This is a genomic window from Micromonospora musae (genome assembly GCF_003626545.1).
Taxonomy (GTDB): Bacteria; Actinomycetota; Actinomycetes; order Mycobacteriales; family Micromonosporaceae; genus Micromonospora; species Micromonospora musae.
This window is the reverse complement of the sequence record NZ_RAZS01000004.1, coordinates 260,176-283,903: the sequence shown is the minus strand read 5'-3', so window position 1 is coordinate 283,903 and position 23,728 is coordinate 260,176. Positions and strand designations below refer to the sequence as shown.

At 72.4% G+C, this 23,728-nt stretch carries 19 protein-coding genes; 12 read left to right on the top strand and 7 right to left on the bottom strand.

Features of this window, described 5'->3' with window-relative positions; translation table 11 throughout:
• Position 1 precedes the first annotated feature (1 nt).
• Positions 2 to 1,582 (top strand): Rieske 2Fe-2S domain-containing protein, encoded by a 1,581-nt coding sequence (locus D7147_RS13085; RefSeq protein WP_120677219.1) that lies wholly within the window; start codon positions 2 to 4, stop codon positions 1,580 to 1,582.
• 152 nt (positions 1,583 to 1,734) lie between these two features.
• A complete protein-coding gene (locus D7147_RS13080) occupies positions 1,735 to 2,355 on the top strand; it encodes a TMEM175 family protein (RefSeq protein WP_120677831.1) in 621 nt (206 codons plus the stop codon).
• A 60-nt stretch (positions 2,356 to 2,415) separates the two neighbouring features.
• Here D7147_RS13080 and D7147_RS13075 read toward each other — a convergent pair whose 3' ends face one another.
• Positions 2,416 to 4,011, bottom strand: coding sequence for a phytoene desaturase family protein (locus tag D7147_RS13075; protein ID WP_120677216.1), 1,596 nt, complete (start codon positions 4,009 to 4,011; stop codon positions 2,416 to 2,418).
• Positions 4,012 to 4,145: 134 nt separating this feature from the next.
• Between D7147_RS13075 and D7147_RS13070 the strand changes: the two genes are divergently transcribed.
• Positions 4,146 to 4,637 carry a YcxB family protein gene (locus D7147_RS13070; RefSeq protein ID WP_147437394.1) on the top strand — a complete coding sequence of 164 codons (492 nt, stop codon included), beginning with the start codon at positions 4,146 to 4,148 and terminating at the stop codon, positions 4,635 to 4,637.
• A gap of 238 nt (positions 4,638 to 4,875) precedes the next feature.
• Here D7147_RS13070 and D7147_RS13065 read toward each other — a convergent pair whose 3' ends face one another.
• Complete coding sequence (locus D7147_RS13065; protein ID WP_120677212.1) at positions 4,876 to 5,721, bottom strand: SDR family oxidoreductase; 846 nt, start codon at positions 5,719 to 5,721, stop codon at positions 4,876 to 4,878.
• A 219-nt stretch (positions 5,722 to 5,940) separates the two neighbouring features.
• Between D7147_RS13065 and D7147_RS13060 the strand changes: the two genes are divergently transcribed.
• From D7147_RS13060 to ispG, 4 genes are all read left to right on the top strand, one after another.
• Positions 5,941 to 6,408 carry a MarR family winged helix-turn-helix transcriptional regulator gene (locus tag D7147_RS13060; RefSeq protein WP_120677210.1) on the top strand — a complete coding sequence of 156 codons (468 nt, stop codon included), beginning with the start codon at positions 5,941 to 5,943 and terminating at the stop codon, positions 6,406 to 6,408.
• A gap of 202 nt (positions 6,409 to 6,610) precedes the next feature.
• Entirely contained in the window at positions 6,611 to 7,822 is a 1,212-nt protein-coding gene (gene dxr / locus D7147_RS13055) for a 1-deoxy-D-xylulose-5-phosphate reductoisomerase (RefSeq protein ID WP_120677208.1), read from the top strand.
• Positions 7,822 to 9,072, top strand: coding sequence for a M50 family metallopeptidase (locus D7147_RS13050; RefSeq protein WP_120677206.1), 1,251 nt, complete (start codon positions 7,822 to 7,824; stop codon positions 9,070 to 9,072). Before dxr ends, D7147_RS13050 begins: the two co-directional genes overlap by 1 nt.
• A 9-nt stretch (positions 9,073 to 9,081) precedes the next feature.
• Positions 9,082 to 10,254 (top strand): flavodoxin-dependent (E)-4-hydroxy-3-methylbut-2-enyl-diphosphate synthase, encoded by a 1,173-nt coding sequence (ispG, locus tag D7147_RS13045; RefSeq protein WP_120677204.1) that lies wholly within the window; start codon positions 9,082 to 9,084, stop codon positions 10,252 to 10,254.
• 142 nt (positions 10,255 to 10,396) lie between these two features.
• On the opposite strand, the gene D7147_RS13040 is transcribed toward ispG, so the two are convergent.
• Positions 10,397 to 10,984 (bottom strand): PadR family transcriptional regulator, encoded by a 588-nt coding sequence (locus D7147_RS13040; RefSeq protein ID WP_407663345.1) that lies wholly within the window; start codon positions 10,982 to 10,984, stop codon positions 10,397 to 10,399.
• Between the two features lie 159 nt (positions 10,985 to 11,143).
• Between D7147_RS13040 and D7147_RS13035 the strand changes: the two genes are divergently transcribed.
• The 3 genes from D7147_RS13035 (at position 11,144) to D7147_RS13025 (ending at position 16,990) form a co-directional block, all read left to right on the top strand.
• Positions 11,144 to 12,355, top strand: a complete 1,212-nt coding sequence (locus D7147_RS13035) for an MFS transporter (RefSeq protein ID WP_120677200.1) — start codon at positions 11,144 to 11,146, stop codon at positions 12,353 to 12,355.
• A gap of 55 nt (positions 12,356 to 12,410) precedes the next feature.
• Entirely contained in the window at positions 12,411 to 13,250 is an 840-nt protein-coding gene (locus tag D7147_RS13030; protein WP_120677198.1) for a GNAT family N-acetyltransferase, read from the top strand.
• Positions 13,251 to 13,423: 173 nt separating this feature from the next.
• Entirely contained in the window at positions 13,424 to 16,990 is a 3,567-nt protein-coding gene (locus D7147_RS13025) for an ATP-binding cassette domain-containing protein (RefSeq protein ID WP_120677196.1), read from the top strand.
• 88 nt (positions 16,991 to 17,078) lie between these two features.
• Here D7147_RS13025 and D7147_RS13020 read toward each other — a convergent pair whose 3' ends face one another.
• From D7147_RS13020 to D7147_RS13005, 4 genes are all read right to left on the bottom strand, one after another.
• Positions 17,079 to 18,146 carry an NADH:flavin oxidoreductase/NADH oxidase gene (locus tag D7147_RS13020; RefSeq protein ID WP_120677193.1) on the bottom strand — a complete coding sequence of 356 codons (1,068 nt, stop codon included), beginning with the start codon at positions 18,144 to 18,146 and terminating at the stop codon, positions 17,079 to 17,081.
• Positions 18,147 to 18,285: 139 nt separating this feature from the next.
• Entirely contained in the window at positions 18,286 to 19,581 is a 1,296-nt protein-coding gene (locus D7147_RS13015; RefSeq protein WP_199734178.1) for a dicarboxylate/amino acid:cation symporter, read from the bottom strand.
• 204 nt (positions 19,582 to 19,785) lie between these two features.
• Entirely contained in the window at positions 19,786 to 20,517 is a 732-nt protein-coding gene (locus D7147_RS13010; RefSeq protein ID WP_120677189.1) for a DUF998 domain-containing protein, read from the bottom strand.
• Entirely contained in the window at positions 20,510 to 21,475 is a 966-nt protein-coding gene (locus D7147_RS13005; protein ID WP_120677187.1) for a glutathione S-transferase family protein, read from the bottom strand. Before D7147_RS13005 ends, D7147_RS13010 begins: the two co-directional genes overlap by 8 nt.
• Before the next feature lie 125 nt (positions 21,476 to 21,600).
• Between D7147_RS13005 and pcaF the strand changes: the two genes are divergently transcribed.
• Positions 21,601 to 22,806 carry a 3-oxoadipyl-CoA thiolase gene (pcaF, locus tag D7147_RS13000; protein ID WP_120677185.1) on the top strand — a complete coding sequence of 402 codons (1,206 nt, stop codon included), beginning with the start codon at positions 21,601 to 21,603 and terminating at the stop codon, positions 22,804 to 22,806.
• Positions 22,807 to 22,914: 108 nt separating this feature from the next.
• A complete protein-coding gene (locus D7147_RS12995) occupies positions 22,915 to 23,724 on the top strand; it encodes an SAM-dependent methyltransferase (protein ID WP_120677183.1) in 810 nt (269 codons plus the stop codon).
• The last annotated feature ends 4 nt before the right edge of the window (positions 23,725 to 23,728 follow it).

The following is a 23,728-nucleotide window of genomic DNA, read 5'->3' as shown; positions in this document are numbered from 1 at the left end:
GGTGCGAGTGACCGGTACCGGGCACGCCAGCATGCGGATCGACACGGCCGCGGGCAGCATCCTGTGCGACCCGTGGGTCAATCCGGCCTATTTCGCCTCCTGGTTCCCGTTTCCCGACAACTCGCTGCTCGACTGGCAGGCCCTCGGCCAGGTCGACTACCTGTACGTCTCCCACCTGCACCGGGACCACTTCGACGCGAAGCACCTGCGGGATTTCGTGTCGAAGGACGCGACCGTGCTGCTTCCCGAGTTCCCCACCTCGGAGATGGAGGACGAGTTCCGGGCGCTGGGCTTCACCAAGTTCATCAAGGCGCCGAACGAGCAGGTCGTCGAGCTTCCGGGCGGCCTGAAGATCATGATCCAGGCGTTGACCAGCCCGACCGACGGACCGATCGGTGACTCGTCCCTCTGGGTCGAGTACGACGGGGTGCGGCTGCTCAACCAGAACGACGCCCGCCCCACCGACCTGACCGCCTTCGCGAAGCTGGGGCACGTGCACGCGCACCTGCTCCAGTTCTCCGGCGCGATCTGGTACCCGATGGTCTACGAGCTGCCGCAGGCGGCCAAGACCGCGTTCGGCAAGCAGAAGCGGGACCGGCAGTTCGACCGCACCTGGCGCTACATCGACGACCTGAAGGCGTCGCACGTCTTCCCGATCGCCGGCCCGCCGTGCTTCCTCGACGACGAGCTGTGGCAGTTCAACGACATCTTCGGCGACGAGGGGAACATCTTCCCCGACCAGTCGGTGTTCCTGAGCGAGTACGCCAAGGTCGGCGGCACCAACGGCATCGTGCTGCTGCCGGGCAGCGTCGCCGAGGTCACCACCGAGGGCGCGACCACCACCCACCCGGTGCCGGTCGAGGAGTTCTTCGCGAACAAGGTCGCCCACCTGGAGGAGATGCGGGAGCGCAAGCGTCCGATCATCGAGGCGGAGAAGGCGTCCTGGCGGCACCCCGAGGTCGACGTGCTCGGCGAGATGAAGCGCCGGATCGAGCCGCTGCTGGACGAGTCGATCTACCTGGCCAAGGGCGTCGGCGGTCCGGTCCGCTTCGACCTGGTCGGCACTGACAGCTCGGGCGGGGAGGCCGTTGAATCCATCGTGGTGGACTTCCCGGGCAAGGAGGTGCGGCCGTACGCGGACGAGAAGGTCCGCTACCGCTTCCGCACCGACCGGTCGCTGATCGAGCACCTGCTCTTCATCGACGAGGTGGACTGGGTCAACTCGCTCTTCCTCTCCTGCCGCTTCTCGGCGGCCCGGATCGGCCAGTACAACGAGTTCGTCTACGCCTTCTTCAAGTGCCTCTCCGAGGAGCGGCTCCAGTACGCCGAGGGCTGGTACGACGAGCACGAGCGAGCCGTCGACGCGGAGGACATCACCCTCGGCGACTGGGTGGTGCAGCGGCGGTGCCCACACCTGAAGGCCGACCTGAGCCGGTTCGGGATCGTCGACGGGGACCAGTTGACCTGCCAGCTGCACGGCTGGCGATTCGACCTGGCCAGCGGCCGCTGCCTGACCAGCGTGGGCCACAAGATCCGTGCGCACCGCGCCGACGCCGCACAGGCCACCGAGGCCGCGAGCTGATTTCGGTCCCGTCCCGCCCCGCCGGGGCCGATCCTGGAGCTGTGGTGAACCACGGGAACGCCTAGTGGACGCCACCTCCGGGTGATCGGCGGGAGCGGGGCGTGACCGAGGGGGACGACGAGGCGCGGTACCGGTACGGACGGAACCGCGAGATGGCCCGGGACGCCTCCCGGGTGGAGGCGTTCAGCGACGCGGTCATCGCGATCGTGCTGACGCTGATGGCTGTCGACCTGCTTCAGCTCGGCCCGGCCCGCACCGACGGATCGGGCCTGGTCGGCGCGCTCCGGCACGAGTGGCCGGCGTACCTCGCGTACGTGATCACGTTCGCGATCGTCGGTCAGGTCTGGCTCACCCACCACAACATGTGGCGTTACGTCGTCCGGGTGGACCAGGTGCTGCTCGTGTTCAACCTGGCCCTGCTGCTCTTCGTGGCGGCCATCCCGTTCGCCGCGGACCTGCTCGCGGACCATCTGCGCGGGCCCGCCGCGGACCAGCGGCTGAGCGCTGGGCTCTACGTCAGCGCGGTGCTCGGTGAGGCGCTCTTCTTCAACCTGAGCTGGTGGTGGGCGCGTCGACGCGGGTTGCTGCACCCCGACCTGGATCCCCGGCTGGCCCGGCTGGTGGCCCGCCGATTCCTGCTCGGGCCGCTGCTCTACCTGATCGCGTTCGCCTTCGTCTTCGTCAACCCGATCCTCAGCCTCAGCCTCTACCTGGTGCTGGTCGGCGTCTACCTGCTTCGCGGCCCCGGCGACCTCCCCTCCTACGCTCGCTGACCACTGCCGGGGATCGCCGTGGTGGTGTACGGCCACGCCGACGCACCGCTCCGGGGCGGATCAGTGGGTCAGGTCGGCGAGGATGCGGTTGGCGGCGTTGTGGCCGGCCGCACCGATCACGCTGCCGGCCGGGTGACAGCCGGCGCTGCCCGCGTACACCCCGTCGACGCCGGTGGCGTGCGGCATGCGGTCGGTGAAGGAGACCGTGTTGTCCACGTGGTGGATGTGTCCACCGGTGATGCCGAAGTGCGCCTCGATGCCCGGCGGCGGCAGCGGCACCGCGTCCGCGATGAGGTCGGCCGTGCCGGGCGCGTACCGTTCGCAGATCCCGACCAGGCGGTCAACGTAGCCGGGCAGCGCCGCGTCCCAGGTGGTGCCGGCCAGCTCGTAGGGGACCGACTGCACGAAAAGCGCGGACGAGTGGTGCCCCTGGCCGTCGGAGAGCGACGGGTCGACCGTGGTGTGCAGGTACCACTCGATGGTCGGCTCCGCCGGCAGGTGGCCCGCCTGCACCTGCGCCCACATGGCGCGCAGGGCTGCCATCGGTGACTCCCCGCCGCCGCCTACCAGCGACGTGGAGCCGGGCAGCAGGTGGATGGTCGAGCCGAACGGGCTCGGGGCGTCCGCCGGCAGGCACGAGAAGCGGGGTAGCCCGGTGAGCGCCAGGTTCAGCTTGAGGGTGGTGCCGGGTCGCCGTACCGCCGCCATGCGCGCGCTCAGCGGGGCCGGGAGCGTGCCGTCGGGCAGCAACTCCATCAGCCGGTACGGGTCGCAGGCGCCGAGCACCACCCGGGCGGCCACCTCCCGGCCGTCGGCGAGCACCACGCCGCTCGCCGCGCCGCCGTCCAGGGTGATCGCGTCGACCCGGGCACCGGCAACGATCCGCGCCCCGGCGGCCCGGGCGGCCTCGGCGAAGGTACGGGAGACCGTGCCCATGCCCCCTTCGGCGATCATCCAGGTGCCCCCGGACCCGGGGAGGCGGCACATGTTGTGCACCAGGAAGTTGTGGCCGGTGCCCGGGTCGTCCGGTCCGGCGTTCAGCCCGGAGAGGCCGTCGGTGACGGCGTACATGCTGACCAGCAGCTCGGACCGGAAGTCGAACCGGGCCAGGTAGTCGGCGACGGAGCCGCGGACCAGGTCGACGAAGACCTGTCGCAGCGCCGGACGGACGTGGCGCTCGGCGGTCTCCTCGACGGGCAGCGGCTCCCTGAGCCAGGCGGGCGCCAGGTCCTCCCGCAGCGCGGCCAGCTCGGTCTGGAGGGCGTCATCGGCGGCGGCGTCGGCGGGGGAGAAGAACTCGGCGAGCTGCGTCCGGCTCGCCGCCGCGTCACTGCCGAAGAGCAGGTACGGCGAGCCCAGGCCGCCCGGCGTGGGCAGGAAGTAGTGCGGGTCGCGGCGCAGCACCGGGATCTTCACGTCGAGCGTGGCGAGCAGCTCCGGCGGCATCAGCCCGAGCAGGTACGAGCCGGTGGAGTGGCGCAGCCCCGGCACCTTCGGGAACGGGTTCTCGGTGCGGGTGGCCCCGCCGATCACGTCGGCGGCCTCCAGCACCAGCACGTCGAGCCCGGCGCGGGCCAGCAGGATGGCGGAAACCAGGCCGTTGTGCCCGGCGCCGACGATCACCACGTCGGCGCGAGCCGGGATCTCACTCCTCATGCCCTCGCACCCTAGACCGAATCGCCCCCCACCGAGCCCCGCGATCATGAAGTTGTTGCCCGACGGAGCGCTCCCAACGGGCGATAACTTCATGATCACCGGGGGAAGGGCGGGAGGTCGTATCGTCTGGGGTCGTGATGATCAGTTTCGAGACGCGGCCGGACCGGCGGCTGCTGACGCAGGCGTTGCGCCGTACGCTCCGTCGCAGCCTGCGCCTCTTCACGCTCTGCGGCTTCATCCTCCTGCTGCCGGCGGCGGCCGCGCTGCTCACCGACGATCCGCTGGTGGGGCTGGGATGGCTGGCGGGGGCCGTCGTCTTCTGGGCGCTGCCGGCGGTGGTGGTTCGCAGCGCGGTCCAGGCGAGCTGGAAGGGTTACGGCATCCCGATCGCCTGGCAGTTCTCCGACGCGGGTGTGCGGATGGACTCGGCGCTGATGGAGAGCCTGATCCGGTGGGAGGCGCTGGAGTCGGTCGAGCCCATTCCCGGCCAGCTGCTTCTGAAGGTCAACCGGCAGCAGGTCGTTCCGGTCCCGATCGCCGGGCTGACCCCGGTCGACCGCGAGACGCTCGCCGGCTTCCTCCGTGGCCGCGGCCTGCTTCCGGAGGGCGCCGCGATCGCGGCCTGACGGCAAAGGGCCCGCGTGGTCCGGGGTGTCGCCGGCGCAGCTGCGGCCTGTTCCACTCGATGTATCGACGTCGCGGTGCCCCGGGCGGCGGGATGCCGGACATCAGCGATCTCGTGTCGATCATCGACGCGCCGGTCCGAAGAAGGCACCGTGGCAGCGCGCGGCGCCGTACCGGCGGCCGGGGCGGCCCTTCGGTGCTCGCACCCACACCGAAGGGCCGTCCCGGGGCCGTGGTCGATCAGGCCCCGGCGAAGTGCTGCCGGTGGTCGCGGACGAACTCCGCGATGCTCCGCGGCGACCGGCCGATGACGCTGCTGACATGGTCGTTGGTCACGTCACCGAATCCGATGCCGTAGGCGGCGTTGTACTCGGCGAGTGCCTCCGCCATCCACTCGTCTAGCCCCGCCTGGAGCAGGCCGTCGAGAGTCTCGTCGGGGGTCTGCGACACGTACCGCACCGGTCGCCCGACCGCGTGGCTGATCTCCTCGGCCGCCTGATGCAGGGTGATGCTCTCCGGGCCGGCGAGGGTGTAGACCTTCCCCGCGTGCGGCTCTGGCGCGGTGAGGATCTCGGCGGCGACCTCGGCGATGTCCCGGACGTCGATGCCGTTGACCCGGCCCTCGCCGTAGAGCCCGTACAGCTCCTCCCCGCTCAGGGTGGAGAGCAGGTTCTGCATGAAGTTGGTGGGTCGCAGGATCGTCCAGCCCAGACCCGAGTTCTGCAGCTCGGCGTCGGAGAGCGCGTGCAGCCGGCCGTTGCGGGTGGGGGCGTCGTGCGCGGCGCCGATCGCGGAGAGCCGCACGATGTGCCGCACCCCGGCCTGCTTGGCGGCCCACACCGCGTTCGCGCTCTGGGCGGGCGCGAGCGGGCCCATCGGCGTCAGCAGCCAGAGCGTCGTCACGCCGTCGAACGCCGCCGGCAGCGTGGCGGGGCGGTCGAGGTCGCCCTCGACGTACTCGACGCCGTCGATCTGGGGGGCGCGTGACTTGTCCCGAACGAGGGCGCGTACCGGTGCCTTGCCGGCGAGCGCCCGGAGGACCTCGCTCGACACCATGCCGGTCGCGCCGGTCACCAGAATGGTCATGACTCTCTCCTCCACGGTTACCCGGGTCGTGATCCTGCTGCGGCTGGTCCGCGGCGGGTTGCGCTACGTGCCGCCCCGCGCCGGCCCGGATCGGCCGGGGGCGAGTGGGTGGCCGCTGTCACGTGGCACCGGGCCGCCTACTGTCAGGCAGGTCCGGGCGGTGATGCCGTCGACCACGGTATAGTCCAAATATTAGACCGTCCAATGATTGGACTAAAGATGAGGCGCAGCACACGTAAGGAGCAGGATCCCGACCTCGGCATCCTGGCCGTCCAGCTCTCCGCGCGGGTCCAGCGCGCGCTCTTCGCCCGCGCCGCGGAACAGGGATTCGAGGACGTCCGGCCCCGGCACGGGGCGGTCATGGCGTATCTGGACGCCGAGGGCACGCGCCCCGGCGAACTCGCCCGGCTGGCCGGCCGCAACAAGCAGACGATGGGGGCGATCCTCGACGAGCTGGAGCGCCTGGGGTACGTCCGGCGCGCCCCCGACCCGGCCGACCGCCGTGCCCGGCTGATCATGCCGACCGAGCGTGGACTCAGGTTCATGGAGGTCTCCGACGCCCTCGTGAACCAGATCGAGCAGGACCTCTCCGACGCGATCGGTGCGGACCGCTACCGGGCGTTCCGGGAGGTGCTGCAGCAGGGCACGACGAGCCTCCCGGCGGGCGGCCGGGACGCCGAGGGCTGAGCAGCGATCCACCCGACTTCAGGGGTGATCCACTCGATTTCATGAAATTCGCGGTATCCGGGGCAGGTGGATGCCCCGACTTCCATGAGCTCGTGTCGATCATCGCCGCCGCGCTAGGCCGCGACGGCAGCTCCGGAGCAGGTCAACGGCGAAGTTTGAGGCTCTCAGCGGACGTACAGCGCGGCTGGGGAAGAATGGCCGGGTGACTTCCGTGCGAGAGCTCGTCCTGCTCGGTTCCACCGGCTCGATCGGCACGCAGGCCATCGACATCGTTCGGCGCAACCCGGAGCGGTTCCGGGTGGTGGCGCTCGGCGCGGGCGGCGGCAACGTCGAGCTGCTCGCGGCCCAGGCCCTCGAACTCGGCGTCGAGGCGGTCGGTGTGGCGAAGGCCTCCGCCGCCCAGGACCTCCAGCTCGCCTTCTACTCCGAGGCGAGCCGGCGTGGCTGGACCAGCGGTGACTTCAAGCTTCCCAAGATCGTGGCCGGGCCGGACGCCATGACCGAGCTGGCCCAGTGGCCCTGTGACGTGGTGCTCAACGGGGTGGTCGGCTCGCTCGGGCTGGCGCCGACCCTCGCGGCGCTGCGCGCCGGCCGTACGCTCGCGCTCGCCAACAAGGAGTCGCTGGTGGCCGGCGGCCCGCTGGTCAAGGCCGCGGTGACCCGGGCGGGGCAGATCGTGCCGGTCGACTCGGAGCACTCGGCGCTCGCCCAGTGCCTGCGCGGCGGTACGCGGGGCGAGGTGCGTCGGCTCGTGGTCACCGCGAGCGGCGGCCCGTTCCGGGGTAAGCGGCGCGACGAGTTGACCCAGGTCACGCCCGAGCAGGCGCTGGCGCACCCGACCTGGAACATGGGCCCGGTCGTCACGATCAACTCCGCGACCATGGTCAACAAGGCGCTCGAGGTGATCGAGGCGCACGAACTCTTCGACGTCCCGTACGGCGACATCACGGTGATGGTGCACCCGCAGTCGGTGATCCACTCGATGGTCGAGTTCGCCGACGGCTCCACCCTCGCGCAGGCCAGCCCGCCGGACATGCGGCTGCCGATCGCCCTCGGCCTCGGCTGGCCGGATCGGGTGCCGGACGCCGCCGCCGCAGTCGACTGGACGACCGGCCACACCTGGGAGTTCGCCCCGCTGGACGACGAGGCGTTCCCGGCGGTCGCCCTCGCCAAGGCCGCGGGTGAGGCCGGGTGCTGCCGCCCGGCCCTCTACAACGCGGCGAACGAGGAGTGCGTGGCCGCGTTCGTGGCCGGCCGGCTGCCCTTCCTCGGCATCGTGGACACCCTCGCCAGGGTCCTGGACGACGCTCCGGACTTCGGCGAACCAGGTACCGTCGAGGACGTGCTGACGGCCGAGTCGTGGGCGCGTACGCATGCGCAGGAGATCATCGCCGAGGCGGTGGAAGGAGCTTGATGGCATACCTGATCGGGGTGGTCCTCTTCGCCCTGGCGATCCTCATCTCGGTGAGCCTGCACGAGGCGGGGCACATGATCACCGCCAAGGCGTTCGGGATGAAGGTCACCAAGTACTTCGTCGGCTTCGGCCCCACCGTCTGGTCCTTCCGGAAGGGTGAGACCGAGTACGGCCTCAAGGGCGTCCCGCTCGGTGGCTTCTGCAAGATCGTCGGGATGACCCCGCAGGACGACGACGTCGAGCCGGGCGACGAGAAGCGGGTGATGTGGCGCTACCCCGTCTGGAAGCGGACGATCGTGATGTCCGCCGGCTCGATCACCCACTTCGCGATCGCGCTGGTCACGCTCTGGATCCTGGCCATCTCCGCCGGCCTGCCCAACCCGAACTTCCCCAGCACCGAGGAGCAGGTCCGCCAGGAGCCGGCGGTCGTCGCGCTCAGCGACTGCGTGGTGCCGGAGAACGCCGCCCGGGCCTGCGCGCCCGGCGACGCCGCCAGCCCCGCCGCGCAGGCCCAGCTCCGCGACGGTGACCGGATCACCTCGCTGAACGGTCAGCCGATCGAGAACTACGGCCAGCTGCTCACCGCGCTGCGCGGCGTCCAGCCCGGCAGCACCGCGACCATCGGCTACGTCCGCGACGGGCAGCCGGCCGAGACCCGGGCGACGCTCGCCCGGACCGAGCGGCCGCCGCTGGACGACCCGGAGGGCGCGGTCGGCCCGGTCGCCGCGCTCGGCGTCGGGCTCATCCCGAGCACGCCCACCCGGGTGACGTACGGGCCGGTCGGGGCGTTCGGCGCCACCGCCGACTTCACCGGCGAGATGGCGGTCGGCACCGTGCAGGCCCTGCAGCGGATCCCGCAGAAGGTTCCGGCGCTCTGGCACGCGATCACCGGTGGCGAGCGGGACGTGGACACCCCGATCAGCGTGGTCGGCGCCAGCCGGCTCGGCGGCGAGGCCGTGGAGAACAACGCCTGGCTGGTCTTCTTCATGCTCTTCGTCTCGCTGAACTTCTTCATCGGTGTCTTCAACCTGCTGCCGCTGCTCCCGCTCGACGGCGGCCACATCGCCATCGCCTGGTTCGAACGGGCCCGCTCCTGGCTGTTCGCGCGGCTGCGCCGCCCGGACCCGGGCCGCGTGGACTACCTCAAGCTCATGCCCTTCACGTACGCGGTGATCCTGATCGGTGGCGTCTTCACGCTGCTGACCATCACCGCGGACGTGGTCAACCCGATCACGCTCTTCTCAAGGTGAGTGTTTGAAGTGACCGCAGTCAGCCTCGGAATGCCTCCCGTGCCGCCTCCGCCGCTCGCGCCGCGCCGGGCCAGCCGCCAGATCATGGTCGGCTCCGTGCCGGTCGGTGGTGGCGCGCCGGTCTCGGTGCAGTCGATGACCACCACCCTCACCGCCGACGTCAACGCCACGCTGCAGCAGATCGCCGAGCTCACCGCCAGCGGCTGCCAGATCGTCCGGGTCGCGGTGCCCTCCCAGGACGACGTCGAGGCGCTGCCCGCGATCGCCAAGAAGTCGCAGATCCCGGTGATCGCCGACATCCACTTCCAGCCGAAGTACGTCTTCGCCGCGATCGACGCGGGCTGCGCGGCCGTCCGGGTGAACCCGGGCAACATCCGCCAGTTCGACGACAAGGTCAAGGAGATCGCGAAGGCGGCCGGTGAGGCCAAGGTGCCGATCCGCATCGGCGTCAACGCCGGCTCGCTCGACAAGCGGCTGCTCAGCAAGTACGGCAAGGCCACCGCCGAGGCGCTCGTCGAGTCGGCGCTCTGGGAGTGCTCGCTCTTCGAGGAGCACGGCTTCCGGGACATCAAGATCTCGGTGAAGCACAACGACCCGGTGGTCATGATCCGGGCGTACCGGCAGCTCGCCGAGCAGTGCGACTACCCGCTGCACCTCGGCGTCACCGAGGCCGGCCCCGCCTTCCAGGGCACCATCAAGTCGGCGGTGGCGTTCGGCGCGCTGCTCGCCGAGGGCATCGGTGACACCATCCGGGTCTCCCTCTCCGCGCCGCCGGTGGAGGAGGTCAAGGTCGGCAGCCAGATCCTGGAGTCGCTGGGGCTGCGGGAGCGTGGCCTGGAGATCGTCTCCTGCCCGTCCTGCGGACGCGCGCAGGTGGACGTCTACAAGCTCGCCGAGGAGGTCACCGCCGGCCTGGAGGGGCTGCCGGTGCCGCTGCGGGTCGCCGTGATGGGCTGCGTCGTCAACGGTCCGGGTGAGGCCCGGGAAGCCGACCTCGGCGTCGCCTCCGGCAACGGCAAGGGCCAGATCTTCGTGAAGGGGCAGGTCATCAAGACCGTGCCCGAGGCGCAGATCGTGGAGACGCTGATCGAGGAGGCGCTCCGGCTGGCCGAGGAGATGGGCGCCGAGCTGCCCGAGGAGCTGCGCGGCCTGGTCACCAGCCCCACCGTCACCGTCCACTGACCTCCCGCCTCCGCGCCCCACGCCCGAAGGGCAGGGCACGCTTACACGGAAAGAGTGGCCATTCCCGCGGGAATGGCCACTCTTTCCGTATATTTGCCCCAACCTGCCCCGTGGCATGCGCGCGGCGGCTCGGGGCGTGGGGTCAGTCGGACTCGGCGAGGATGGCGTAGAGCTTGCGCCGGGTCTCGTCGAGCACCTGGGCGGCCCGCTCGCGCTGGTCATCGGTGCCGGTCATCATCACCTGCCGCAGCGCCTGCATCGCCTGCCCGCCGGCGTCCCGAATGTCGTGCCAGCTGTTGACGGTGTCCTGGGCCAGCTCCGACCACGGCGGGTTCTCGGCTGCCTCGGTCGCCTCGGCGCGGCCGGCCTCGGTGACGGTGAACCGCTTCCGCCCGCCGCCGGAGTCCTCGGCCGCGGCGATGACGCCCTCGTCCTCCAGCAGTTGGAGCGTCGGGTAGATCGAGCCCGGGCTGGGCCGCCAGGCGCCCCCGGTGCGGGAGTCGATCTCCTGGATCATCTCGTAGCCGTGCATCGGGCGCTCGGTGAGCAGCGCCAGCACGGCCGCCCGCACGTTCGGCCGACGTCGCCTGCCACGGCCCCGTCCGCCCCAGCCGTGGCCGCCGCCGTGCCCGTGCGGCATGGGTGGCACGGGTGGGAAGCCGAAGCCGCCGCCCCGCATCCGGACCTCCCGCATCGCGCCGTGCACGGCCCCGTGCATCGCGCCGTGCATCGCCTCGTGCATCGCTTCGTGCATCACGTGGTGCCCGCGGTGGAATCTCATGTTCCGCTCCCTGTCTAAGTATCGCTGATGCATCAACGATATATCGGCAATGTGTCGGCGACAAGGTGAGCCTGCAAACCGTACGTACGTCTTGCTAGGCTGCCGACCGTGCGACTGCTTCCCGACCCCGGACCGGCCCGGACCCTCGCCCTCTCGACCCTGATCAACACAGTCGGCCGGGGCACCTGGCTGACCGCCAGCGCCCTGTTCCTGACCCGCTCGGTCGGACTGACCGTGGCCCAGGTCGGCCTCGGGCTCACCCTCACGGCGCTGGTCAGCCTGATCGCCAGCACCCCGATGGGCTACCTCGCCGACCGGCGCGGCCCGCGCGGCGTCCAGCTCGGCGCGCTGCTCGCCTCCGCCGCGTGCACCGCCGCCCTGGTCACCGTGCGGTCCTTCCCGACCTTCCTGCTGGTCGGCATGCTCATGGCGATCGCCGACGCGGCGAACCGGGGTGCCCGAGGCGCGCTGATCGCCGGTGCCGTCCCCGCCGAACAGCGCGTACGCACCCGCGCCTACCTGCGCGCCGTCACCAATGTGGGGATCTCGGTCGGCGCGGTGGTCGCCGGTGTCGGACTCGCCGCCGACACCCGGGCCGCGTACGTGGCGCTGATCCTGCTGGACTGCGCGACCTACCTGCTGGCGGCGGCGATCCTGCTCCGCCTGCCGGTCGTACCGCCGGTCCCCGCGCCCACGCACGGGCCACGGCTGGTGGCCCTGCGGGACCGCCCGTTCCTCGCCTTCACCGTGCTCGACGGGCTGATGTCGATGCACTTCGGGCTGCTGAACATCGCCCTGCCGCTCTGGATCGCCGAGCACACCGAAGCGCCGCACTGGCTGATCTCCGCCTGCATGCTGGTCAACACGGTGATGGTGGTGCTCTTCCAGGTCCGTGCCTCCCGCGGCACCGAGGAGCTGGCCGGAGCCGGCCGCGCCGCCCGCCGCGCGGGGGTGGTGATCGCCGCCGCCTGCCTGCTCTTCGCCGCCAGCGGCACCGTCCCCGGACCGGCCGCCGTGGCGCTGCTGCTCGCCGGGTCGCTGGTGCACGTGGTGGGCGAACTGTGGCACTCGGCGGCCGGCTGGGGCATCTCGTTCGGTCTCGCCCCGGCGGACGCGCAGGGTCAGTACCAGGGCGCGTACGGAATGGGCATGCAGCTCGGGTCGATGGTGGCACCCGCCGTGGTGACCACGCTCGCGGTCGGCTGGGGCGTACCGGGCTGGTTGGTCCTCGGTGTGTTCTTCCTGTCCGTCGGTGCCCTGGTGCCCCCGGTGGTGCGGTGGGCCGAGGGCACCCGGGTGGCGCAGCCGGTGGCCGCGTGACACGGAGTCGGTACTCAGCCCGCGGGCCGGGGGGCGGATCTGGCACGCTGGAGGCGTGCTGACGGTGCCGGTACGGCAACTGGGGGAATCGGAACGACGCGCGGTCGAGCGCCTACTCGACCTCGACCCGTACGCGGGCGCGCAGGTCGCCGAGCGGATCGCCGCGCGCGGGCTCTCCTGGTGGCGGGCCGAGGGTCGCATCCTCGGCTACGGCGCCCGACGCAACCTCGAATCGATCTGCTGGCTGGGCGGCAACCTGACCCCGGTGCTCGCCACCGACCCGGCCGTCGACGCGTTCGCCGACCTGCTCGCCGGCGAGGAGCGGCTCTGCTCGTCGATCGTCGGTCGGGCCGACGCCGTCCTCGGGCTCTGGGACCGCCTCTGCGACGTGTGGGGGCCGGCCCGGGACGTACGCCCCAACCAACCGCTGCTGGCCACCGAGGCGCTGCCGGTGGTCCCCGCCGACCCGGAGGTCCGCCGCGTCCGCACCGGGGAGGTCGACCGGCTCTTCCCGGCGGCCGTGGCGATGTACACCGAGGAGGTCGGGGTCTCACCCCTGGCCGAGGATGGCGGGCGCAGCTACCGCCGGCGGGTCAGCGAGCTGGTCCGCGGCGGCCGGGCGTACGCCCGCTTCGTCGACGGACGGGTGATCTTCAAGGCCGAGTTGGCGGTGGTGACCCGGCGGACCGCGCAGATCCAGGGCGTCTGGGTGGCCCCCGAGTGGCGGGGGCGAGGCATCGCCACGGCGGCCATGGCGGCCGTGGTCCGCGACGCCCTGCTGCGCGTCGCGCCGACGGTCAGCCTCTACGTCAACGACTTCAACCTGCCCGCTCGCCGGGTCTACGAACGGTGTGGCTTCCGCCCGGTCGGCACGCTCGCCACCGTGCTCTTCTGACCGCCGGCGCTCGCCCCGTCGGCGGCTCCTCGTCCGGTGCGCCGAACGCTGATCCACGTCGATCGCGTGGCCCGTGCGCGGGTCCGGAGCTGCGAAAAATGTGTTGAACGCCCGGCTCGGCTGAGTGAGTCTGGCAGCACCGCCCCCACCCCAGCAGAGTCCGGAGGACTGTCATGCGCCTGCTCCGAGACCTCTGGGCCACCGCACCGCGCCGAATGTGGGCGGTTCTCCTGCTCGTCGTGGTCGGCGCCGGTGGTCAGGCGGCCGCCTCCGCGCTCGCCGGTCCGGTGCTTGTGCACCACTCCTCCGGCTGGTTCACCGGTCTGGCCGTCGCGCTGGTCGCCGCGGTCGTGACCGATGTCGTGGTCGGTCTGCTGATGGCCGGGGTGACCGCCGACTGGTCCGCCGACGTCCGGCGGCGTCTGTGTCGGGTGGCGCTCGGGCAGGATCTGCCCACCCTGGAGACCACCCCGGTCGGCGAACTGCTCGACCGCATCGACAACGACGTCTACCAGGTCGCCGCCGAGCTGCGGAACACCGGCGTACGGCTGGTCCAGGGCGTCGCGGTGTGCCTGCTCGCGACCGTGAGCGCGCTCTTCGTGTGGTGGCCGGCCGGCGTGGGGATGGTCGTGCTGACCACCCTGCTCACGCTCGTCCTGCGTCGACCCACCGGGCGCATCGCCCCGGCCCGGATGGCCGAGGAGGAGGCCTGGTCCGACCTCGCCGCCGTGATGGAGGAGGCGGTGCACGGGCAGGACGACGTCCGGACCAGCCTGGCCCGGCCCTACGTGCTGCGCCTCTACGCCCGGCGGGCCGCCGAGGTGATCGCCCGGGCGGGCCGGGTGTTCCGGATGTCGGCCCGGGTGACCGCCATCGCCGCCGGCGGGATCCGGGCCGGCATCGCCGCCGTGGTGCTCGCCGGAGCGTGGGCGTTGGCCAGCGGCCGCGTCGACGGCGCCCGGTTGACCGCCATCTGGCTGCTCGCGATCGCCTTCGGCGCGACGGTCGAGCACATGGCCCGCTGGGTGCCGCACCTGCAGTACGCGCTCGGCGCCTGGGCCCGGGTGCAGCTGCTCTCCGCCGCGGTCCAGGAGCCGACCGGTGGGGTGACGCCGACCGACGGCGACCTGAGCCTCCGGGGCCTCACCTTCCGCTACGGCTCGGACGACGAGCGGGGTGCGGCGCTGCGGGACGTCCGGCTGACCTTCGTCCGGGGGCGGTCGTACGCCCTGGTCGGGCGCACCGGCTCGGGCAAGTCGACGCTGGCCAAGGTGCTCACCCGCGCCGTGGACGTGCCCCGGGGAACCGTCTTCCTCGGCGACACCGACCTCGTCGACCTCGACGTCGAGCTGCTGCGCCGGTGGATCGCCGTGGTGCCGCAGCGCACCGAGATCCTCGCCGGCACGCTGGCCGAGAACGTCGCGCTCTTCGACCCGGCGCTGCTCGACGACGCGCAGCGGGCGCTGGCGGAGCTCGGGCTGGCCGGGTGGATCGCCGAGCTGCCCGACGGGGTGCACACCCGGCTCGGCGAGGGCGGCCACGTGCTCTCCGCCGGGCAGGAACAGCTGGTCGCGTTCGCCCGGATCCTGGTCCGGGACCCCCAGGTGGTGATCCTCGACGAGGCGACCGCGCGGCTCGACCCGGTCACCGAGACCCGCGTACGGCAGGCCACCGAACGGCTGCTCGCCGGTCGCATCGGCATCGTCATCGCGCACCGGCTCTCCTCGGTGCGCCGCTGCGACGAGGTGGTGGTGCTCGCCGACGGCGCGGTGCTGGAGGCCGGGCCGCTGCGGGAGTCGGCGCGCTTCGCCGAGCTGCTGGCGACCGCGGGCGCGAGCGCCTACGCCGGAACGGGCGGGCGGGGCGGGGTGGACCTGCTGCCGGCGCGGGACCCGGGATGGGATCTCGCCGAGCCGACCGGACCTGCCGAGCCGAGCGCATCCGTCGAGCCGAGTGGATCTGTCGAGCCGAGCGGACCTGTCGAGCCGAGCGGACTTGTCGAGCCGGCGACGGCGCAGCGGCCGGTCGCCGTACCGAGGACCGACCCGCCGCCGGCCGCCGCGCCGCCACCCGCGCGAACCATGCGGCAGATCCTGCGGCTGGGCGTCAACGACCCGCGGTTCGGGCTGGTCTCCATCGCCATGTTCACGGTGCTGACCCTGCTCGGCCTGGACGGGTCGGTGCTGCCGTGGCTCTGGGCGGACGTGGTCGACGGCGGCGACCCCTGGCTGCCGGCGCTCGGCATCGCCGCCGCGCTGCTGGTCGTGCTGCCGTTGCCCTACCTGACCAATCTGTGGTTCCCGCAGTGGTGGATCCGCCAGCTGCTGCGGATCAGCCTGCGCCTGGTGCACGGGCAGACCGGGCCGCGCCGGGTCAGCGCCCACACCCCGGCCGAGGTGGTCGCCCAGGGTGGTGACACCGAGCGCGTGGTGCAGCTCGCCGACAACCTGATGGACCAGCTGATCTCGCTGGTGATCGTGGTCGCGATGACAGTGGTGACCGGCAGCTTCGTACCGGCGCTCTTCTTCCTGGGGACGATGGTGGTCTCCGGGCTGGCGGCGACGCTCTTCGGGCCCCGGCTGGAGCGCACCGCCGGCGGCACCGTCAAGGCGCGCGCCGCGTTCGCCACCGCCCTGGTCTCCGCGCTCTCCGCCGCCCGTACGGTGAAGCTCGCGGGCGCCAGCGCGCCGGTGCTGAACCATCTGGCGAAGCTGGACACGGTACGCAGCGACCGGCAGCGCCGGGAGATCTCCATGCAGGTGTGGGCGCGCTCCACCCCGTCGGTGGTCAGCGGGCTGCTGCCGATCGGCGCGTGGGGGCTCTACCTGGCCGGCGGGCTCTCCGCCGGCGCGACGCTGGTGGCCGTCTCCACGCTCGGCGCGGCCCGCTGGTTCGCCTGGACCACGGCCTCGCTGGTCTCCCACTACCCGTCCGCGCGGGTCTGGACCCGACGGACGGTGGCGATGAGCGGGATCGCCGACTACACGGCGGCGGTGCCCGGAGTCGACCTCACCAACGGGACGGCGCCCGCGCCGGAGGTGCCGCCGCGGCGTCCGCTGCGCCGGTTGGAGCTGACCGGGTTCGGGGCCCTGCACACCGACGGGACGCTCGCCGTCCGGGACGTGGACCTCACCGTCGAGCGGGGACAGTTGGTGCTGGTCGTCGGCCCCGTCGGCGCGGGTAAGTCGTCGCTGCTGCGGGCCCTGGCCGGCATCGTGCACCACACCGGCCGGCTGAGCTGGAACGGGGAGCCGGTCACCGAGCCGGAGCTGTTCCTGCGACCGAACCAGGTCGGGTACGTGGGACAGCTGCCCCGGGTGCTCTCCGGCACCGTCGCGGAGAACATCGCACTCGGTCACGAGGTCGACGCGTCGGCGGCGGTCGCCACCGCCCAGCTGGAACACGACCTGGCCGCGGCCGGCGGTGGGCTGGGGCTGCTGATCGGGCACAAGGGCACCCGGCTCTCCGGGGGGCAGTTGCAGCGGCTGGCGCTGGCCCGGGCCCTCGCGCCGCGTACCGAGCTGCTGGTCGCCGACGACGTCTCCTCCGCGCTGGACGTCACGACCGAGCTGGCGCTCTGGGCGGCGCTGCGGGAGCACGGGGTCACCGTGGTCGGCTCGACCTCGAAGCGGGCGGCGCTGGTCCGCGCCGACCACGTGGTGGTGCTGATCGACGGCACGGTCGCGGCCCAGGGCCCCTGGCGCGACCTGGCGCCCGACTGGTCCCACCTGGCCGGCTGACCCGCCGACCCCACCGTGTCGATCAAGAGGATTGCGTCGGATCCGGCTGCTCCGGTGACGCAAACCTCTTGATCACGGCAATGGGGGGTCAGGTGGCGCGGAGGTATTGGTTGGGCCAGGTGGGGGTGGCGCCCAGCTTGGCGGCGGCGCGCAGCGGCCAGTAGGGGTCGCGCAGCAGTTCCCGGCCGAGCAGCACCAGGTCGGCCTCGCCGTCGGCGACGATCTGCTCGGCGTGCTCCGGCTCCACGATCAGCCCGACCGCACCGGTCGGTACGCCGGCCTCGCGCCGGATCCGCGCGGCCGCCGGCACCTGATATCCCGGGGCGAGCGGCACCTGCTGGGCCGGGCTGACGCCGCCCGAGGAGGTGTCGACGAGGTCCACCCCGGCGCCGGCCAGTTCGGCGGCGAGCACCACGCTGTCGTCCACCGTCCAGCCGCCCTCCACCCAGTCGGTGCTGGAGATCCGGGCCAGCACCGGGACCTCCTCGCCCACCGCGGCGCGTACCGCCCGGGCGACCTCCAGGGTGAGCCGGATCCGGCCCGCCCGGTCACCGCCGTACTCGTCCGTGCGGTGGTTGGTGAGCGGGGAGAGGAACTCGTGCAGCAGGTAGCCGTGCGCCGCGTGGATCTCCACGGCGGCGAAACCGGCGTCCAGCGCACGGGTGGCGCCGGCCGCGAACGCCTCGACGACCTCGGAGATCCCCGTCGCGTCCAGCGCGGTCGGCGTCCGGTAGTTCGGCGCGAAGGGGGTGGTGCCCGGTGCCACCGGCGTCCAACCGCCGTCGGCGTCCGGGACCCCGCCGCGCTCGGCGGCCCACGGCCGGTAGGTCGAGGCCTTGAAACCGGCGTGCGCGAGCTGCATGGCCGGTACCGCCCCGTGCGCCGTCAGGAAGGCCGCGACGGGACGCCAGGCGTCCACATGGGCTCCGGACCAGATGCCGGTGTCCTGCGGGCTGATCCGCCCCTCGGGCAGGACCGCGGTCGCCTCGCTGAGCACCAGGCCGACCCCGCCGGCCGCGCGGGCGCCCAGGTGCACCAGGTGCCACTCGCTGGGCAGGCCGTCCGGACCGGCCGTGTACTGGCACATCGGCGCCATCGCGATGCGGTTCGGCAGGGTGACCGCGCGCAGGGCGAGCGGGGCGAAGAGTTTGCTCATGCCACATCCTCTCGAAACGCGCGGAGGAGGACCCCTTCAGGGGCCCTCCTCCGATTCAGTTCTTCCCGGCCCCGTTGCCGGCGGGTGCTGCCGCACAACTCCGGCCCCGGCCACACCGCCGGGCCGGCACGGCGACGGATCAGGCCGGTACCGGCGCCAGCCCCTCCGTGCGGCCGCTCTCCGCCGGCTCCGGGTCGACGAGCTCGCGCCGGCCGGCCGAGTCGTAGGCGGTCCGGTCGAGAGTGCCCTCGCGAGCCGCGACGACCGTCGGCACGAGCGCCTGACCGGCCACGTTCGTGGCGGTGCGCATCATGTCCAGGATCGGGTCGATGGCCAGCAGCAGCCCGGCGCCGGCCAGCGGCAGGCCGAGTGTGCTGAGGGTCAGGGTGAGCATCACCGTCGCACCGGTCAGACCGGCGGTGGCCGCCGAACCGATCACCGAGACGAACGCGATCAGCAGGTAGTCGCCGACCCCGAGGTGGATGCCGAAGACCTGAGCCACGAAGATCGCGGCGAGCGCCGGGTAGATCGCGGCGCAGCCGTCCATCTTGGTGGTCGCGCCGAACGGCACCGCGAACGAGGCGTACTCACGGGGCACACCGAGCCGCTCGACGGCCTTCTGGGTGACCGGCATGGTGCCGACCGAGGAGCGCGACACGAAGCCCAGCTCGATGGCGGGCCAGGCGCCGGCGTAGAAGCGCAGCGGGTTGAGCCGGCCGGCGCCCAGCAGCACCAGCGGGTAGACCACCAGCAGCACGATCGCGCAGCCGACGTAGACCGCCGTGGTGAACTTGGCCAGCGGGGCCAGCAGGTCCCAGCCGTACGAGGCGATGGCGTTGCCGATCAGGCCGAGGGTGCCGATCGGGGCGAGCCGGATCACCCACCAGAGCGCCTTCTGGATGATCTCCAGCAGGGAGCGGTTGAGCGCCACGAACGGCTCGGCCTTCTCACCGATCAGCATCGCGGCCGCGCCGACGACGAGCGCCAGGAAGACGATCTGGAGCACGTTGCCCTCGACGAAGGCCCCGATCGGGTTGGTCGGCACGATGCCGGTGAGGAAGTCCGTCCAGGAGCCGGTGTGCTTCGGCTCGGTGGCGCCGGCGAGGTCCAGCGTGACGCCCCGGCCCGGGTTGGTGAGCAGGCCGAGGCCGATGCCGACGCCCACCGCGATCAGCGCGGTGATGCCGAACCAGAGCAGCGTCTTGACCGCCAGCCGGGCGGCGTTGGCCACGCCACGCAGGCTGACCACGCTGACCACGATCGCGGTGAAGACCAGCGGCGGCACGGCGAGCTTCAGCAGCTGGACGAAGAGGCTGCCGATGGTGTGCAGGGTCTCGGTCAGCCAGCCGAGGTCGTTGGAGCGGGCGAGGAAGCCGAGCGCCACGCCGAGGACGAGGCCGAGAAGGATCTGCACCGAGAAGGGAATCTTGCGCAGGGCGATAGGCATGGAGATGTGTCCAAGGGTCTGGTGAGTCGGTCGGGGGTAGCGTCAGAGAGCAGGCTGCGCCGGACAGACGCCGCTGGCCTGCAGTCGAAGATCGACGTACAGGCGAACGGTCAGGCACCAGATGTTGGTCATCGCCGCCCGACGATACGCCCGGGACCCCGGAGGCGGAAGAGGCGAGCGCCGTGACGAACCTTACGAAGGTGGCCGTCGATGGTCGACACCCGCTGACGAGGGTGGATCCCGGTCGCCGTCGCCCGTTGCGCCGGCCCCGCCCGTTCTGACGAGCCCGACCGGGGGACCCCTGAAGCCGAGCACGACGGCCGTGGCCACTCCCCAGAGCACCGCGACGGCGAGCACCACCCGCTCCAGCACGCCCACCAGGCTCCCGCGACCGACCAGCAGCATCGCCAGACCGACCGTCGCGCAGAGCGGCAGCGCGACCGCCGCCGCACCGGCGGCGAGCCCCCGCAGCCGCCGGTCGGCGTCCCGGTGCAGGGCGACCGCGACCATCGCGAGGACGATCGCGCCGGTGGCCGTGATGCTCGCGCCGCCGTGTACCAGGTCGCCGACCGTGGCGCGTTCGAACGGCGGCAGCGGACAGCCCACGCTGCACGTCACCGTGCCGGAGAGCGCCGTGCTCAGGCTGCCGGCACCGAGCAGCGCGGCGGCCAACCGCAGCTGCGGCGGCAACGCGGCGGCGAGCAGCAGCACGCCGGCAGCGAGGGCGTACACCCCGATCCGGTAGGTCAGGGCATGGCCGCTGCCGGCGATGCCGGCCTCGCTCACGTACCCGACGAAACCCGGGCCGGGTCCGGCGAGCACCGCGATGGTGACGGCGGCCGTCCCGGCGAGGATGCAGCCGGCGGCGGCCGACGCGGCGGCGGCACGCGGCGTGGGCGGCCCGGGCCGGTCCGGCTCAGCCACGCCCGTGCGGCGTGGTCCAGCCGGAGGTGTCCGGGCCGAGCGGGACGATCCCGGTCGGATTGATCTCGCGGTGGGTGGCGTAGTAGTGCCGCTTGATGTGGTCGAAGTCCACCGTCTCGCCGAAGCCGGGCGTGGCGAACAGGTCACGGGCGTACGCCCAGAGCACCGGCAGCTCGGTGAGCTTCTGCCGGTTGCACTTGAAGTGCCCGTGGTACGCCACGTCGAAGCGGACCAGCGTGGTGAAGAGCCGGACGTCGGCCTCGGTGATCGAGTCGCCCATCAGGTAGCGCCGCCCGGCCAGCCGCTCCGACAGTGCGTCCAACCGGGCGAAGAGCGCCGTGTACGCCTCGTCGTACGCCTCCTGAGAGGTGGCGAAGCCACACCGGTAGACGCCGTTGTTGACGTCCCGGTGGATCTCCGCCATCAACGCGTCCATCTCCGGCCGCAGCTCCACCGGGTAGAGGTCGGGCGCGTCCGGGGCGTGCAGACGCCGCCACTCGGTGGAGAGGTCCAGGGTGAGCTGCGGGTAGTCGTTGGTGACGACCCGCCCGGTGACCGTGTCGATCAGTGCGGGCACGGTCACCCGACCGGAGTAGTCCGGGTCGGTGGCGAGGTACGCCTCGGAGAGGAAGCCGATACCGAGCACCGGGTCGAACCCGTCCGGGTCGAGGGCGAACCGCCAGCCCCGCTCGTCGCGGATCGGGTCGACGGTGCCCAGCGAGATGACGCCCTCCAGGCCGAGCAGGCTCCGGACGATCCGGGCCCGATGCGCCCACGGGCAGGCACGGCACCAGATCAGCCGGTAACGGCCGGCCTCCAGCGGCCAACGCCCCTGCTCGTCCGGCCCGCCACCGGGTGGGGACGTCGAGTGCGGGGTGACCCGGTCGGTGAACCGGTTGGCCTGGCGGACGAACTCGCCGCTCGCACCGACTTCCGCGTTGAACTGGGCCCGGGCCATGCCGTCAACTTATCCGTTCCCGCCGCCGATATCCTGGCTGCCGGGCGTTCCCGCGACCCGGTGGACGCTCGACCCCCGCCCCCCACCCCCGAGGACCTGCCTCTCCCACCCCCGGAGGACTCGCGATGACCGTGGCATACCTGGTGGCCGGTGTCCGCACCCCGATCGGCCGCTACGGCGGCAGCCTCGCCGGGGTACGCCCGGACGACCTCGCCGCGCACGTGATCCGCGAACTGACCGACCGGCACCCGACGGTGGACTGGGAGCGCGTGGACGACGTGATCCTCGGCTGCGCCAACCAGGCCGGCGAGGACAACCGCAACGTCGCCCGGATGGCCGCGCTCCTCGGCGGGCTGCCCGATCAGGTGCCCGGCAGCACCGTGAACCGGCTCTGCGGCTCCGGCCTGGACGCTCTCGCCATCGCCTCCCGGGCGATCATGGCCGGCGAGGCCGAGCTGATCGTGGCCGGCGGGGTGGAGAGCATGAGCCGGGCGCCGTTCGTCATGCCGAAGGCCGGCACGGCGTACTCGCGGGCGGCGGAGATCTACGACACCACCATCGGCTGGCGGCTGGTCAACCCGCTGATGAAGAAGCAGTGGGGCATCGACTCGATGCCGGAGACGGCGGAGAACGTGGCCGCCGAGTTCGGCATCGACCGGGCGGCGCAGGACGAGTTCGCCCTCCGCTCGCAGCAGCGCGCGGCGAAGGCGCAGGCCGACGGCCGGCTCGCCGAGGAGATCGTCCCGGTCATGGTGCCGGCCGGCAAGCGGGAGACGAAGCTGGTCGACGTCGACGAGCACCCGCGGGAGACCTCGCTGGAGAAGCTCGCCGCGCTGCCCACACCGTTCCGCGAGGGTGGCACCGTCACCGCCGGCAACTCCTCCGGCGTCAACGACGGCGCCGTCGCGCTGCTGGTCGCGTCCGAGGCGGCGGTCAGCAGGTACGGCCTGACCCCGCTGGCCCGGGTCACCGGCGCCGCGGCGGCCGGCGTGCCGCCCCGGATCATGGGCGTCGGGCCGGTGCCGGCGACCCGCAAGCTGCTGGACCGCCTCGGTCTCGGTGTCGGTGACGTCGACGTGATCGAGTTGAACGAGGCGTTCGCCGCCCAGTCCGTCGCCGTGCTGCGCGAACTCGGCCTGCCCGAGGACGCCGAACACGTCAACCCGAACGGCGGCGCGATCGCCCTCGGTCACCCGCTCGGCGCGAGCGGTGCCCGGCTCGCGCTCACCGCCGCGCTCGAACTGCGTCGCCGGGGTGGACGGCGGGCGCTGGCCACCATGTGCATCGGGGTCGGGCAAGGGATCTCCCTGATGATGGAGTCCGCAGCCTAGAGTGTTCTTCACCACACCCTCAGCGGGTCGGCCCGTGGGCCGCCGCCTGCCGGCGCGCATCCCGAGGCCGGTGCCGACCCGCGCGGCGAAGAACTGGGGAGCGCGCAGATGCCGGACGGACCTTCGACCGAGATCGACCTGACCCGGCCGAGCGCCGCCCGGGTGTACGACTACTTCCTGGGCGGGGCGCACAACTTCGAGATCGACAGGCGGCTCGCCGAGCAGATCGCGGCGATGACGCCGCACCTGCCGGCCACCATGCGGTCGGGGCGTGAGTTCCTGCGCCGGGCGGTGCGGGTCCTGCTGGACGCGGGCATCGACCAGTTCCTCGACATCGGCTCCGGCATCCCCACCGTGGGCAACGTGCACGAGGTGGCCCAGCGGGCCGACCCGAAGGCGCGAGTGGTCTATGTGGACATCGACCCGGTGGCGGTCGCGCACAGCCGTGAGCTGCTCGCCGGCAACGAGCTGACCACCGTCGTCCACGCGGACCTGCGGGAGCCGGAGCGGATCCTCGCCGAGGCTCGCGGCCTGCTCGACCTGGGCCGTCCGGTCGGCATCCTGCTCGCCGGGGTGGTGCACTTCGTTCCGGACGCGGACCGCCCCGCCGACCTCCTCGCCACCCTGCGGGCCGCCGCCGCGCCCGGCAGCCACCTGGTGATCTCCCACTCGACCTTCGAGGACCAGCCGCAGGAGATGCTCGACGCGCAGCGGTTGTCGGCGCGCACCGACACGGAGATCACCCTGCGTTCGCGGGCCGAGGTCACGGGGCTCTTCGGCGACTGGACGCTCCTCGATCCCGGCGTGGTGCACATGCCCCTCTGGCGTCCCGACGCCCCGTCCGACGTGGACGATCACCCCGAGCGGTTCGGCGCGTTCTGTGGGGTGGCGCGCCACGACCGGCCCCTCGCGGGCTGACCGT